This window comes from Vibrio sp. A11, assembly GCF_013048705.1.
GTDB lineage: Bacteria > Pseudomonadota > Gammaproteobacteria > Enterobacterales > Vibrionaceae > Vibrio > Vibrio metschnikovii.
In genome coordinates, this window is sequence record NZ_VHSI01000001.1 from 234,138 (window position 1) to 247,874 (window position 13,737).

12 protein-coding genes are annotated in these 13,737 nt (G+C 43.6%); 5 read left to right on the plus strand and 7 right to left on the minus strand.

Annotation, left to right across the window (positions count from 1 at the left end):
- Nucleotides 1-390: 390 nt before the first annotated feature.
- Entirely contained in the window at nt 391-1,161 is a 771-nt protein-coding gene (locus FKQ60_RS01025) for an MBL fold metallo-hydrolase (RefSeq protein ID WP_170905870.1), read from the minus strand.
- Nucleotides 1,162-1,390: 229 nt separating this feature from the next.
- On the opposite strand from FKQ60_RS01025, the gene FKQ60_RS01030 reads away from it, so the two are divergent.
- The 4 genes from FKQ60_RS01030 (at nt 1,391) to ugpC (ending at nt 5,693) form a co-directional block, all read left to right on the plus strand.
- Nucleotides 1,391-2,683 carry an extracellular solute-binding protein gene (locus FKQ60_RS01030; protein WP_158143857.1) on the plus strand — a complete coding sequence of 431 codons (1,293 nt, stop codon included), beginning with the start codon at nt 1,391-1,393 and terminating at the stop codon, nt 2,681-2,683.
- A gap of 118 nt (nt 2,684-2,801) precedes the next feature.
- Nucleotides 2,802-3,683, plus strand: coding sequence for an ABC transporter permease subunit (locus tag FKQ60_RS01035; RefSeq protein ID WP_004395223.1), 882 nt, complete (start codon nt 2,802-2,804; stop codon nt 3,681-3,683).
- Nucleotides 3,684-3,706: 23 nt separating this feature from the next.
- Nucleotides 3,707-4,549 (plus strand): sn-glycerol-3-phosphate ABC transporter permease UgpE, encoded by an 843-nt coding sequence (ugpE, locus tag FKQ60_RS01040; protein WP_158138483.1) that lies wholly within the window; start codon nt 3,707-3,709, stop codon nt 4,547-4,549.
- A gap of 49 nt (nt 4,550-4,598) precedes the next feature.
- Nucleotides 4,599-5,693: a sn-glycerol-3-phosphate ABC transporter ATP-binding protein UgpC gene (ugpC, locus tag FKQ60_RS01045; protein WP_170905967.1), complete on the plus strand. Its 1,095-nt coding sequence runs from the start codon at nt 4,599-4,601 to the stop codon at nt 5,691-5,693.
- A gap of 23 nt (nt 5,694-5,716) precedes the next feature.
- Here the strand turns inward: ugpC and maiA are convergent, their stop codons facing one another.
- The 4 genes from maiA to hppD are packed head-to-tail and all read right to left on the minus strand — an operon-like array spanning nt 5,717 to nt 9,580.
- The gene (gene maiA, locus FKQ60_RS01050; protein ID WP_154168118.1) at nt 5,717-6,355 is read right to left on the minus strand and encodes a maleylacetoacetate isomerase; all 639 of its coding nucleotides are present in this window, start codon (nt 6,353-6,355) and stop codon (nt 5,717-5,719) included.
- Nucleotides 6,356-6,358: 3 nt separating this feature from the next.
- A complete protein-coding gene (locus tag FKQ60_RS01055) occupies nt 6,359-7,375 on the minus strand; it encodes a fumarylacetoacetate hydrolase family protein (protein ID WP_170905871.1) in 1,017 nt (338 codons plus the stop codon).
- The gene (locus FKQ60_RS01060; protein ID WP_154170643.1) at nt 7,372-8,514 is read right to left on the minus strand and encodes a homogentisate 1,2-dioxygenase; all 1,143 of its coding nucleotides are present in this window, start codon (nt 8,512-8,514) and stop codon (nt 7,372-7,374) included. The genes FKQ60_RS01055 and FKQ60_RS01060 overlap by 4 nt, the downstream gene beginning before the upstream one ends.
- Nucleotides 8,507-9,580, minus strand: a complete 1,074-nt coding sequence (hppD, locus tag FKQ60_RS01065) for a 4-hydroxyphenylpyruvate dioxygenase (RefSeq protein ID WP_158138487.1) — start codon at nt 9,578-9,580, stop codon at nt 8,507-8,509. The genes FKQ60_RS01060 and hppD overlap by 8 nt, the downstream gene beginning before the upstream one ends.
- A 502-nt stretch (nt 9,581-10,082) precedes the next feature.
- On the opposite strand from hppD, the gene FKQ60_RS01070 reads away from it, so the two are divergent.
- Complete coding sequence (locus FKQ60_RS01070) at nt 10,083-11,576, plus strand: EAL domain-containing protein (RefSeq protein ID WP_170905872.1); 1,494 nt, start codon at nt 10,083-10,085, stop codon at nt 11,574-11,576.
- A 36-nt stretch (nt 11,577-11,612) separates the two neighbouring features.
- On the opposite strand, the gene FKQ60_RS01075 is transcribed toward FKQ60_RS01070, so the two are convergent.
- Together FKQ60_RS01075 and FKQ60_RS01080 are read right to left on the minus strand one after the other, a co-directional pair.
- Nucleotides 11,613-12,092 carry a GNAT family N-acetyltransferase gene (locus FKQ60_RS01075; RefSeq protein ID WP_170905873.1) on the minus strand — a complete coding sequence of 160 codons (480 nt, stop codon included), beginning with the start codon at nt 12,090-12,092 and terminating at the stop codon, nt 11,613-11,615.
- A 118-nt stretch (nt 12,093-12,210) separates the two neighbouring features.
- Nucleotides 12,211-13,623: an MDR family MFS transporter gene (locus tag FKQ60_RS01080; RefSeq protein WP_154168110.1), complete on the minus strand. Its 1,413-nt coding sequence runs from the start codon at nt 13,621-13,623 to the stop codon at nt 12,211-12,213.
- Between the last annotated feature and the right edge of the window lie 114 nt (nt 13,624-13,737).

Below are 13,737 nucleotides of genomic sequence, written 5' to 3' on the forward strand. Positions count from 1 at the left end.
AATTATGATTATTATTAGAGAGCTTATCTGTTACAACCAACCCATCAACACCAAAAAGCACTTAGGCGCATAACAAAATAAGGCTCAATTAAAAAGTAGCAGTCAGATATCAACTACGCAAATAATGGAATTGATTTAACATTACCAACTCGGATAAGTAGATAAAGTTATCTATTACCACTGAGAAAAGTGTGCCAGATGGGTGAATTCAGGATTGTTGTCGATGGTGTGGGTGATATGAAGATCAAACTAAAGCTCAACCCACTATGCCCAAACGGCTGAAAGTTGCAGGTAGGCGGCAAGTGAGTAAATCCCCATGAGCATAGGCAAACGACGTGATTGGGGTGAACGAAGGTAGCCAACACCGCTGCTTTAAGTTGGAAGGGGATATCAACGAGGAAACAAATGAGCTAACGGGGTAAACAGAAAACGCTTAAGTTTGATTTTTACTACTCGCCAGTGGGTGGCGGGCGTGATTGGTGTGGTATCCATCAAATGTTGATAGGCATGATCATCAAGGATGGCTTCGCCACCATGAGCCAGCAATAAACGCTGCGGATTGAGCTGATATACCCGCGCAACCGAACGACGATACTGTTTGGGAAAAAAAATAGGAAAAGGAGAGATCAGCTGTTTTTTTACTTCGACGATCAAATCGGCGACATACAAAATACTTTGCTGTGGATGAAAGAGAGAGATATCTCTATCGGTGTGTCCTGTCGTTTCTAAAACTTGCCATTCAGAAAACCCAGGAATCGCTTCACCGTCCATTAATTGATGATCCGCACGTAATTTACGAGGAAACCATAAACGACGCCTTGGCTTACCTAAACGCTTTGCCATCCAATGCGCTAAAGCTAAATCAGCCCAAAACATCACGATCCCTAGCCCACCTTGATACCAATGACCCGCTTGCGCACCAGAGACTATCTTACAGCCGGTTTTACGCCGCAATAAGTGCGCACCACCAGCATGATCAGGATGCATATGAGTGACCACCACCACCTTAAGTTCGCTAACTGAGCGCCCTAATTGGTCAGTAATGTAATCCAGTATCAGAGACACATCGGCGCGACATCCTCCATCCAATAGCATCAGCCTATCTGGATATTCAACCAAATATAAATTTTGGATATGGCCGCGAAGGGTATGAATTTTCACAAATACTCTAACTGGTCGGTCCTGAAGGCAAGAAGACTAACCATACCACTCAAAGAAACAATAAATAAACAAAAAATCAACAAAAATGTTATCTGTGGCGCATTACAAAAAACAAACCAGAACAAAATCAAAGTGAAACAAACATTACATTAAATTGAAATATTTGACCGCCACCCTATTCAGCGAACCACTATGTTAACTCCAACTTTATATAATTAAGGGAAATACAATGCACAAGCTATGGCTAGCGGGTCTGATGGCAACCACTTTTTCTGGACACACTCTTGCTGCGACCGAAATCACTTGGTGGCACGCAATGGGAGGGCAACTGGGAGAATCAGTCAACCAACTTGCAGCAGATTTTAATGCCGCGCAGAAGGACTATACCATCACTCCTATCTACAAAGGAGACTATACCGAAACCTTAACCGCAGGCATTGCTGCATTTCGTGCAGGTCAATCACCGCATATTCTCCAAGTGTTTGATGCGGGAGCCGCAACCATTATGAATGTCCCAGGCGTTGCAAAACCTGTACAAGATATTCTGGTTAATGCCGGTTACTCATTTAATGCTCAAGATTATCTATCTGGCGTGCGTAATTTCTATGCGGACAATAAAGGCAAAATGGTTGGTATGCCCTTCAATAGTTCCACTCCCGTTCTGTATTACAACAAAGATATTTTAAATAAAGTTGGAGCTACGGCGCCACAAACTTATGAACAACTTGAAGTCTTAGCCGAAAAACTAAAAGCAAAAGGTTACGTTACTTTTTCACAATCGCATACACCATGGATTATGTTTGAAAACTTCAAATCTCGTCATAACTTGCCGCTCTCTGATCAGCACAATGGCTATGCCTCTCTTTCATCACAGCTGATGTTTAATTCACAAGATATGCTGATGCATTTTAATAAACTTAAAGAATGGTCAGATAAGGGCTACTTCAAATATTACGGAAGTAACTGGGATGCCAACCAAACGCCTTTTGAACGCCAAGAAGTGGCGATGTGGATGGGCTCATCAGGTTCCTTCGGTGGGCTGCGCGATAGAGTCCCGTTTGAGTTAGGCACAACCTACTTACCACATTGGGAAAAATTAAACGCTGAAGGCACTCATACCTTTATTGGCGGCGCCGCTCTGTTTGCTTTAAGTGGTCATACTAAAGAAGAAGAAAATGCCGTCGCGGCTTTTTTTACTTATCTTACTCAGCCTGAAGTACAGATGAATTGGCACACATCGACCGGTTATGTACCCGTCACCAATGCCGCTTATAGCCTAACCAAAGCCTCAGGCTATTATCAAACCTATCCCGATGCAGAAGTGGGCGTAAAACAGCTAAGTCTACCTTCCGGTGAATGGACACAAGGTTATCGCTTAGGTTTCTATCCGCAAATACGTGAAGTCATGCACCGTGAATTCGACAATATTTTTGCTGGACGCTCTTCGGTAGAAAATAGCCTTAAACGAGTCGAAGACGAAAGTAAAAATCTCCTGCAACGTTTTGCTCGCACTGTGCAATAACGCTCGTTGATTACAACAGACTTCAAACCGACGTTTCGTCGCTTGAGTCTCGCTCATTGAAGAGTACGGCGAAGATAGCCGCACTCTTCAGCACGATTTTTTATGACTGGAAATAACCGTGGAACGTCGACAACAATTTTCTCACACTCCTTTACCCTATTTGCTGTTAGCTCCGCAAATGGTGATTATCGCGATTTTCTTTCTCTATCCGGCCGCAAAAGCGATTTATCTTTCCTTTATGCTGGAAGACCCGTGGGGAATGTCCTCTACTTTTATTGGCTTTGAAAACTATCAGATGCTGTTTCAATCCCATGAATATTTGAAATCGCTGAGCTTCACTTTACTATTTTCTATCGTGGTCTCCTTTTTATCACTCGCCATCGCTCTGCTACTGGCGGTCAAAGCAGATAACATCATTCATGGTCAAGGAGCGTACAAGGTTAGCTTAACTTGGGTTTATGCCGTCGCTCCTGCGATAGCCGGAATTATCGGTGGTTTTTTGTTTAACCCCCACATTGGCCTATTAACGGATCTTTTTGCGATGTTTGGATGGCAATTTAGCCTGCAAACCAATCCGTTTGATGCAACCTTCGCATTGATTTTGGTTTCCGTATGGAAACAGGTCTCCGTCAATTTCATCTACTTTCTCGCCGGATTACAGTCCATTTCTTATGCCGTTAAAGAAGCCTCAACACTCGATTGCGTCAGTGATGCCAAACGCTTTTGGACCATTACTTTTCCTTTGCTTGCCCCAACCGGATTTTTTCTCTTAGTGATTAACCTCACCTATGCCTTTTTCGATACGTTCGGCGTGATCGATACCATGACCAACGGCGGGCCAGGAGGTTCAACAACGTCTTTGGTTTATAAGGTATACCGTGATGGATTTGTTGGGGCGGATTTAGGCGGCAGTTCAGCACAATCTGTGATCTTATTACTGCTCGTTCTCGGGCTGACGTTTATCCAGTTCCGTGTGGTTGAAAAACGTGTTCATTATTAAGGTTTTATATCCAAGGAAGCAAAATGAAAAGTAATAACCTATTCGATCACTTAATTTTGATCACCGGAGCCTTATTTATGCTAGTGCCAATCTGGCTCATTTTTGCCAGCTCGACTCATCATCCCAACACCATCATCAGTGAAGGTTTGCAGTGGGGAATGGGCGATCAATTTTTGGCTATTTATAAAGAAGCGTGGCACAAAAGCCACGGATTTTCGGGCAATATTACCGCGCAATCGATGATCACCAATTCGATGATCATGGGGCTGGGTTTTGCGATCGGGAAAATTTTGGTTTCGATGATCGCGGCTTACGCTTTGGTCTATTTCCGGCTGCCTTATGCCAGCTTCTGGTTTTGGCTTATTTTTGTCACACTTTTATTACCGTTAGAAGTGCGAATCATCCCCTCTTATGAAGTCGTTTCAAGCCTAGGAATGCTCAATAGTTATACAGGGCTTATCTTGCCTTTGATTGCCTCGGCTACTGCAACCTTTTTCTTTCGTCAGTTTTTTAAAACGATTCCAGATGAATTGATGGAAGCAGCACAGCTCGATAATGCTGGACCGATTCGTTTCTTCATCGACGTATTACTGCCGCTATCGAAAACCATGATCGCCGCCATTTTCATCATTATGTTCGTCGTAGGATGGAACCAGTATTTATGGCCCATCATGATGACCACCGATGAGCAATACAACACCATCGTGATGGGCATTAAACAAATTCTCAATAATATTAATGAAACTCGTTTACCACGTTATGACTACGCGTTCGCCATGGTGATTTTAGCCATGCTGCCGCCGGTATTCGTCGTGGTCATTTTCCAACGCTGGTTTGTTAAAGGATTAGTCGAAAGTGAAAAATAACTCTATGCATTTAGTCACCCCAACCTCACCACAAAAACTGGACAATGTTATGTTGGATATCAGACAGTTAGTCAAAACCTATGAAAATGGTCATCAAGCAGTTAAAGGCGTTGATTTGTCAATTAATGAGGGCGAATTCATCGTTTTAGTTGGACCATCAGGTTGTGGTAAATCGTCAATTCTACGTTCGATTGCTGGGCTTGAGCCCATCAACAGTGGAGAAATCCATCTAGCCGGTCGCCGAGTGGATAACGAAAAACCTGCGCTACGTGATATTGCGATGGTATTTCAAAACTACGCTCTTTATCCTCATATGAGCGTTTACGATAACTTGGCGTATGGCTTAAAAAATCGTGGGGTGGATAAAAAATCCATCGCTGAAAAAATTAATCACGTCGCTCAAACCCTCAAAATTGAAGAGTATTTAGATCGCAAACCCGCCAAACTGTCTGGTGGTCAACGTCAACGTGTCGCAATGGGACGCGCGATTGTCCGCGATCCGCAGCTGTTTTTATTTGATGAGCCACTATCCAACCTCGATGCGGCGTTACGCGCGCATATGCGCTTAGAGATAAAAAAACTGCAACGCAAACTCGGCGTGACCAGTGTCTATGTCACCCACGATCAAGTAGAAGCGATGACATTAGCCGATCGCATTGTGGTCTTAAACCAAGGAAAAATTGAACAAGTCGGTCGCCCAAAAGAAGTTTACCACCAACCCGCCAGCACCTTTGTAGCCAGCTTTATCGGTAGCCCTGCAATGAACTTTATCCCCGCAACGCTCGATAACGGCTATTTACAGGTTGGTCATCAAAAAATTTATCTACCGCACTATCAACAACTCAGCGCTCCATCATTAACCCTAGGTATTCGTCCTGAGCATGCTGGACTTTCGAGCAGTGAAAACGCTCTGAATTTACGCTTACAAATCAGTGTCGTTGAACCACTTGGTCCCAATCAATTGGTGCATGGAAAAATCGCTGGGTTAACTCAACTCAGCGATTTTATTGCGGTAACACCTGAAATGAATGTAGATATTGATCAAACACTTAACCTATCGATCAACATAGATAACCTGCATCTGTTTGATGAACAAGGGAAGCGCTTATGCCCTACCTCATTAGCTCAGCGAGCTATCGCTTAATCATCCTAAGTTAAACACTTCACTCAGCGGCAGCTTTCCGGTGCGGCTGAGTGAAAATCAGCTCGCTCACGCAGCGTATTGGTAATACGCATGATGTTTGGATAAAGGCTCATGTCAACGGCAAAGCGCTCCGCATTATACACTTGAGGTATCAGGCAGATATCCGCCAGAGAAAGTGCATCGCCGATACAATATTGCCCTGCACTTATAGTCAGCTTTTCTTCAATGGCGCGAAAACCTACTGCTATCCAATGTTGATACCACTGCGTTTTTTTGGGCTCATCAACAGCAAGGTTTTGTGATAAATATTGTAAAACCCTTAGGTTATTTAATGGATGAATATCCATTGCAATATCATGAGCTAGCGACAACACACGGTATTTTGCCTCACCTGAGACAGGAATAAGACGCGGCTGCGGGTAATGATCATCAAGATATTCAATAATCGCCAGTGATTGATTAAGAACGAAATCGCCATCAACTAACACTGGCACTAATTCACTCGCATTAAGCTGATGAAATACCTCGCTGTGTTGCTCACCACCTTGAGCGATGAGATCAACCGGAAACTGCTGATAACTCAGTTGCTTAATTGCTAAGGCAAGACGCACCCGATACGTTGCCGATGAGCGCCAGTAGCCGTATAATTTCAGCTCACTCATCATCTATCTCCCTGATTCAATCACCGTTTGTTCAATACGACCAAATACGCTATTACCTTGATGATCGAGCATCTCAAGTTTTATCGTATCACCGACCTGCATAAAAGCGGTGCTGGGTTGCCCATCACGAATGGTTTCAATCATTCGTAACTCGGCAATACACGAATAACCGACACCCCCTTCACCGATTGAACTTCCGTACTCCGTGCCTTGCTTATTTGAGACGGTACCAGAACCAATAATCGTGCCACTGCATAAAGGGCGAGATTTCGCTGCATGGGCAATCAACTGAGGAAAATCAAAGGTCATATCGACCCCTGCATTCGGACAGCCAAACAACTGACCGTTAAAAGTCGACAATAATGGTAAAGATAACTTAGCGCCGTCCCACGCATCGTTTAATTCATCAGGAGTCACTGCCACCGGAGAAAAGGCTGAGCTCGGTTTCGATTGGAAAAAGCCAAAACCTTTGGCTAATTCATTGGGAATTAACCCTCGTAGAGAGACATCATTCACCAGCATGACTAAGCGAATATGTTGCCCTGCCTGCTCCGCTGTGATCCCCATAGGGGCATCATCGGTGATGACAGCCACCTCAGCTTCAAAATCTAATCCCCATTGGGGATCTACAAGTGGGATAGGTTCGTGTGGCCCCAGAAAACTGTCCGATCCCCCTTGATACATCAGCGGATCAGTCCAAAAACTCTCTGGCAATTCGGCTCCACGAGCACGTCGAACTAACTGAACATGGTTGACATAAGCTGAGCCATCTGCCCATTGAAATGCTCTTGGTAACGGCGAGGCACAGTTATCCTCAACAAACGGTAAAGTATGAGTAAGCTGGCCGGCATTTAAAGCTTGGGAGATCTCTTGTAACGGCCCTTCCACTTTTTGCCAATTATCGAGTGCTTGTTGGAGTGTTGAAGCGAGGTGGTCAACAATCACACAGCGCTGTAAATCTCGACTGACAACCACTAATTGACCATCCCGTGTGTCATTTTTTAACGTCGCTAACTTCATGGCGTATCCTTGTGCTCTTTCCAGCTATAAACGTACTGAGGATTTTCTACTTCTTTAACCGCGTCACTAAATTGCAGGGCGTGGCGGGTATCAATCATTACCGCCACTTCATCGGTAAACGTTTTGCTGTTTTTTAATCCGGCTTGAAACGCTTTCGGATGAGGGCCATGAGTAAAGCCCGCAGGGTGAAAAGTCACCATCCCAGCTTCAATATTATCGCGACTGAAAAAGTCACCCGCGTGATAAAACAGTACTTCATCATAATCGTCATTGTTATGATAAAACGGTACTTTTAGCGCACCAGGGTCACTTTCAATCGGTCTTGGCACAAACGTACAGACCACAAATCCTTGCCCAACAAAGGTGGTATGTGCAGAGGGCGGTAGATGATAACGATGGGACATTAGTGGTCGAATATCTCGCCAATTGAGCCTCAGCACCGCCAGATCGCCATGCCAGCCTACCGCATCTAGGGGATTAAAAGGATAGGTAATCACACTCACTTGATCGTGCCGTTTAACTTCAACGTGCGTGGTGCGTTCTGAGTACTGCGCCTGAAAACGTGTATTAATACTCGGCACTTCAAGCACCGCTGGATCAAACAGAGCGTGCTGACCAACAATGCCTTTTTCTGGTAACGCATAAGCGGCATCCGTATTCTCGATCATCAACAAAAACAGCGGTTCATTAGGGTCTAAACGCCAAGTCGTTGAACGAGGAATTAACACATAATCCCCTTCATGAATCGTCATATGGCCATAATCACAAAACAGCTCGGCACTGCCTTTATGAACAAATAATAATTCATCACCATCCGCATTACGCACTAATTGGGTCATTGGTTGGCTAAGCTGCCAGACCCGGATTTTCACCTCTTGGTTATGCAGCAAATGAGGAACAGACCAAGGGGATAATTGTTCAGAGTGGCTCAAGTGATTTAAATTAAATGCTCTTGGCCGTAAATCGCCCTGCCATTCGGTCCATGCGGTGGGGGGATGCTGATGATGAAAGTGACTCGCAGCGCCAAAAAAGCCACTGCGCCCGGCTTCTCGCTCATAGATCGCTTGCTCAGGAAAATCCGCATGAGCCTGTTTCGAAAACACCCCTTCGCGATGAGGAAACGTGAACGGTTTATGCATCATCTAGCACTCCACGACGAATTTGATCTTCTTCTATCGATTCAAACAAGGCTTTGAAGTTACCTTCGCCAAAACCTTGATTGCCTTTGCGCTGAATAATTTCAAAAAAGACTGGCCCAATAACGGTTTGGGTAAATATTTGCAGCAAAATACCATCTTTGAGTGGCGCACCATCAATCAATACCCGCAATTCGCGTAACTCATCAACGGATTCATGATGACCTGGAACGCGCGAATTGATTTTCTCATAGTAGGTATCTGGGGTGGGCATAAACTCCATACCTTGCGCTCGCAACGTACGCACAGTGTGATAAATATCGGTGGTACTCAAGGCAATATGCTGAATCCCTTCGCCATTGTATTCACGTAAAAACTCTTCAATTTGTGACTTATCATCACGCGATTCATTGATTGGAATACGAATTTTTCCACATGGTGAGGTCATCGCACGGCTAACCAAGCCAGTCAATTTCCCTTCAATATCAAAATATCGAATCTCTTTAAAGTTCGCCAACTGTTCATAAAAACCAGCCCACTTATCCATATTGCCTTGTTTTACGTTATGAGTAAGATGATCGATTTCACATAAACCAACCTGCTTATGTTGCAAACGCTGCTCTGCATCATCGTAAAACAAGAAGTCAACATCATAGATACTTTTATCACCATAGCGGTCAACAAAGTACAACAAACTGTCACCGATGCCATAAATCGCTGGAATGCTTAATTCCATCGGTCCTATTTCACCTTGATAAGCTGCGGCTCCACAACTTAAGGCATGTTGTAATGCCCCTGCTGCATCTTTAACCCGAAATGCCATTCCACACACCGATGGGCCATGCAGCTTTGCAAAATCAGCCGCTTGACTATGAGGTTGAGCATTGATGATGAAATTGATATCCCCTTGACGATATAGCCAAGCTTGTTTAGAGCGGTGCTTCGCGATTTCAGCAAAACCTAAAGAAGTGAACAGCTGTTTTAGTGCGTCAATCCCCTGTGCATCCGCTGCCGTGTATTCAACAAACTCAAAACCATCGGTACCAAGAGGGTTACTTATTGATGTCATGTCTAGGTTTCCTTTATAGGGTCGAAATCTCTATTAACCATGGCACGATTCAATAAAGTCGCAACGATCAGCAGATACCTATCTCCCTCTCTAAAAAACACCAAAAATGTAACAATTTTATTACATTAAATAACCATAATTCGTTTGCGTCCTCAGTGTCTCATCAATGTAGTGGTCATTTTGCGGGTAAACATGCTTCGAAAGAGCAGAGTTTAGTGAGTATAAATATTTATACAGGTGTAAAAAATGAAGTAGTTAACGGTCGATTAAACCTAATGAAGAGTTATTTTTTTAATGTCGTCTTAATGCCACCAACGAATAACCGATTGGCGAAACCAATGACTGAATACTACTTTTAATTAATGAGGTTATATGTCCGCATAAAAAAACGATATCTTCGATGAGTTATGCCTTGTACCTCAGCACGCTTGCTCTATAATGCGCAATCTATGCACAATCCGTTTCAAATTTAAGACGAAATTAGAAATACAGGTAAAAAGCATTGCAAAATAAAAAAAGAGTCCTGCTCAAAAAAATATTATCTGCTTGTCTTATCCCTATTCCGATCGTTTTTTTTTACGCTTACTATACCAGCGTCACGAGCATTAATAGCCAGTTGAACACCATTGCCGATTCGTATGCCAAACGTATCGATAGCCTGATTGCTGATCTCCATGATGAAAATGCCAAAGCGTTATACAGCAATAAAAGCTGCGCACAGATTCAAGAAGACCTGTTATTTGAAAGTTTACTGCGTGAAATGTTGATCGTTGAAGATCAACAAATTGTTTGTTCGTCCAAACGGGGAGAGATGCAGTCAGATATCAGCGACTATTATCCCGATGGCATTGTCACCAGTAAAGAACGCTTCTTTGACTTGCAAAACGATCCAGCCATGCGCACTTTATTAGTGATTGATGCCGATAAAAACAATCCCTATCGTGGAGCCATTTCTGTTGTCGATCAAGGTTATATTCAAGCTCGTCTCGGTTATCACACCGACACTCGCATAGCTCAATTAATCGTCAAAGTCGGTAATCAATACTACCCAGCTAATAGTAAATTCATCACTAAACAACATAACGTAAAGGTCACATCGGCCAACCAACTTTTTACGTTACAAATTGTCGCTAGTGACTCTTTTGTTACTGAACAGATAACCTTTTATCTACTGAGTGCCCTTCCGGCCTCGATTGCACTTTCACTATTCATTTATGTTCTGTTTTTATTTTTCACCGGCCGGACGAGCTTATTAGATGATTTAAAGAAAGGATTAGAACGACACGAGCTGTTTTTAGTCTATCAACCTGTCATCGACAGTCAGAAACAAAATGTGGTCGGCTATGAAGCGTTACTGCGTTGGATTAACCCTAAATTAGGTTTTGTTAAACCCGATACGTTTATTCAAATTGCAGAAGAGTATGGCTTAATCAATAAAGTGACCGATTATGTGATTAACCAAGCTCAAAAAGATGCTCAGCATTTACCTAACCATCAGCAATTACACCTTGGTATCAACGTTCCACCTTGCTATCTTTCACACCAAAAGCATATTCATCGTTTAATCCTTTGTGCCAGTCATCTTGCTGCTCAAGGAATTCAGTTGGTGGTTGAAATTACTGAACGCCAACTGCTGGATAAAAAAGGACAAACTATTTTACAAGAATTACGGCAAGCTGGTGTGATGATCTCTATTGATGATTTTGGCACAGGACAAACCTCATTATCGGTCCTGCAACATATTGCTTTCGATTATTTAAAAATCGATAAATGCTTTATTGATTCAATTGGCGTGCAATCGGTTAGTGCGCCGATCTTAAATACCATTATTGAGCTGGCTCATCAGCTTAAGGTCAATATCGTCGCGGAAGGAGTGGAACATGCCGCTCAAGCCAAATACCTTGCCAACAAAGGGGTTCAATATCAACAAGGGTATTTCTACTCTAAACCTCTCGATCTTTCGGCAATAACAAAGGGGAAATCATCGACATCCTAATGAAGACCAGCCAGAACAACACCAAGGTTACACCTTCTATTGTGATAGGGGTTTTCGCAACCAATGTATATGTGGAACAAATCCCCCTTGCTGATAAAAATGTTGCGCCGTTTGATTAAACTCCCACACCTCAACAAACATTTCTTTGACGCCATACTCAACGAATGTCTGCTCTAAATGAGCAAGAAGTGAGGCTGCGACTCTTTGTTGACGATAACAGGGAACAACATATAGCTCATCAATACTACCCATCGGAATGGGCTGACTGACACTCGAAATTAACTCACAAAAATGCCCAGTAATAAAACCAACGATCTGAGAACCCTGTTTAGCAACGTAAACCAAACATTCCGGATCATCTAAATAACGGGCAATACTCTTCTCTTGCTCAATCTCATGAGCGGTTTTGAAATAAGCTGGACAAGCACGGTGATGCTCGTCATGTAACTCAAACATCAACTGATTGAGCACTTCTAAATCATCGACTTGAGCCGCTGATAGGATAATCGCTGACATAATGTTGCCATCACAGAAATAAAAACTCTCTGAATTCTATCCAATAAAGGTAAAAAAAAATACGCTCAACACCGATTAGTGTTAAGCGCATTAGTTAGCATCACAAAAGTGAATAGCCCTACTCTGTGGCTGGTGCCTTAACGGTTAATGCATCACGACGCAGCTTGAGAATGGTCAGCAACATGGCACAAAGCGCTAAAACACTCATCCCGATATAAACCAAGCTAAAGCCTTGAGCGAGTACATGAGTCGCGACTTGCGCTTGTTCAGCACCATGTTCACTGACTGTCACGTCTTGGGGAACTCGTAGATAGAATAACGCCGAGCAAAATGCAACCCCTAACGCTCCGCCTAACTCACGGCCAAAATTAAATAACGACATGCCAATCCCACGATCGCGAGCAGGCAAAACACTTTGCACGACAACACTGAGTGCAGGCAAAGTTAACCCAAGGCCAATTCCTGCAAAACCGAGCGCGAAATTAACCCAAATATCATAGTGAATTTGCCATAGCGCGATCATCGCCAAAGCAAAACCTAATGCCACTAACAATTTATAGCGAGCAAACTTAGCGACCAGCTTACCGCCGACATATGCGCCCGCCGTGATACAAAACATAAAAATTACCATCACGACGCCACTTTGTGATGGAGAAAGTCCTTTCTGCCATTGCAGTTGCAAAGGTAGATAAACTAACAGCGCAAACATCAACATTTGCGATCCCATCACTAACATAATGGCAGTTAAGTAGTTGGGCAAACGCGCTAAACGAGCGGGTAAAATAGGATCGCTAACGCGTTTTTCTACCAATACAAGCATGACAAGGCTAGCTAATAAAATAAACGCCCCCCAGCCATTAGGCATAAACGAGTGCGATGAAAGCAACATCAGCAACATGGTAGTGGCGATCATCAATAATCCAGCACCAAGCCAGTCAAAGCGGCTATTACGACGTTTATTCAAGTGGCTGAGGTAACGATTGACCATCCACAATGCCACCAAGCCAAGCGGCAAGTTGATTCCAAAGACCCAACGCCACGTTAAATGATCGGCAAAATAACCGCCTAACAGTGGCCCCGCAATACTCGATACCGCATATACCGCGGAAATATAGCCTTGATATTTACCCACTTCACGCGCTGGAATCGAATCGGCAATCACGGTAAAGGCCAGCGCAATTAAGCCACCACCGCCAATGCCTTGAATCACGCGCGCACCAATTAAACTCGGCAAATCAATCGCAAACGTACAGAGTGCTGAGCCAATCATGAAAATGACAATGCTGATATTGAGCATGCGCACCCGACCAAACAGATCGCTTAACTTACCATAAACCGGCAGTACTGCTGTCGCAGCCAATAAATAAGCGGTAATCACCCAAGTAAGGGATTTTCCAGCGGATAACTCCTGACCAATCAAAGCCAAAGGTGTGGTGACAATACTTTTTTCTAAAGAGCCTAAGGCAATCACCAGTGCGACGCTGGCAAAAATAATTTTCGGGTTGGATGAATAAGTCGAATCGGTTGACATAAATCCTCTGGTATTAAACGATACCAATACAACATAACGTTATGGGTAAGTGATCAGCGAATGAGCGCAGAGGGTGCGCCGCTTCGGTAACTCAAGATTGAAGAAAGCGCAGCC

Coding starts and splice junctions, on each gene's coding strand:
- FKQ60_RS01030 (WP_158143857.1), top strand. CDS start 1,391: ATGCACAAGCTATGGCTAGCGGGTCTGATGGCAACCACTTTTTCTGGA.
- ugpE (WP_158138483.1), top strand. CDS start 3,707: ATGAAAAGTAATAACCTATTCGATCACTTAATTTTGATCACCGGAGCC.
- ugpC (WP_170905967.1), top strand. CDS start 4,599: ATGTTGGATATCAGACAGTTAGTCAAAACCTATGAAAATGGTCATCAA.
- maiA (WP_154168118.1), bottom strand. CDS start 6,355: ATGAGTGAGCTGAAATTATACGGCTACTGGCGCTCATCGGCAACGTAT.
- FKQ60_RS01055 (WP_170905871.1), bottom strand. CDS start 7,375: ATGAAGTTAGCGACGTTAAAAAATGACACACGGGATGGTCAATTAGTG.
- FKQ60_RS01060 (WP_154170643.1), bottom strand. CDS start 8,514: ATGCATAAACCGTTCACGTTTCCTCATCGCGAAGGGGTGTTTTCGAAA.
- hppD (WP_158138487.1), bottom strand. CDS start 9,580: ATGACATCAATAAGTAACCCTCTTGGTACCGATGGTTTTGAGTTTGTT.
- FKQ60_RS01075 (WP_170905873.1), bottom strand. CDS start 12,092: ATGTCAGCGATTATCCTATCAGCGGCTCAAGTCGATGATTTAGAAGTG.
- FKQ60_RS01080 (WP_154168110.1), bottom strand. CDS start 13,623: ATGTCAACCGATTCGACTTATTCATCCAACCCGAAAATTATTTTTGCC.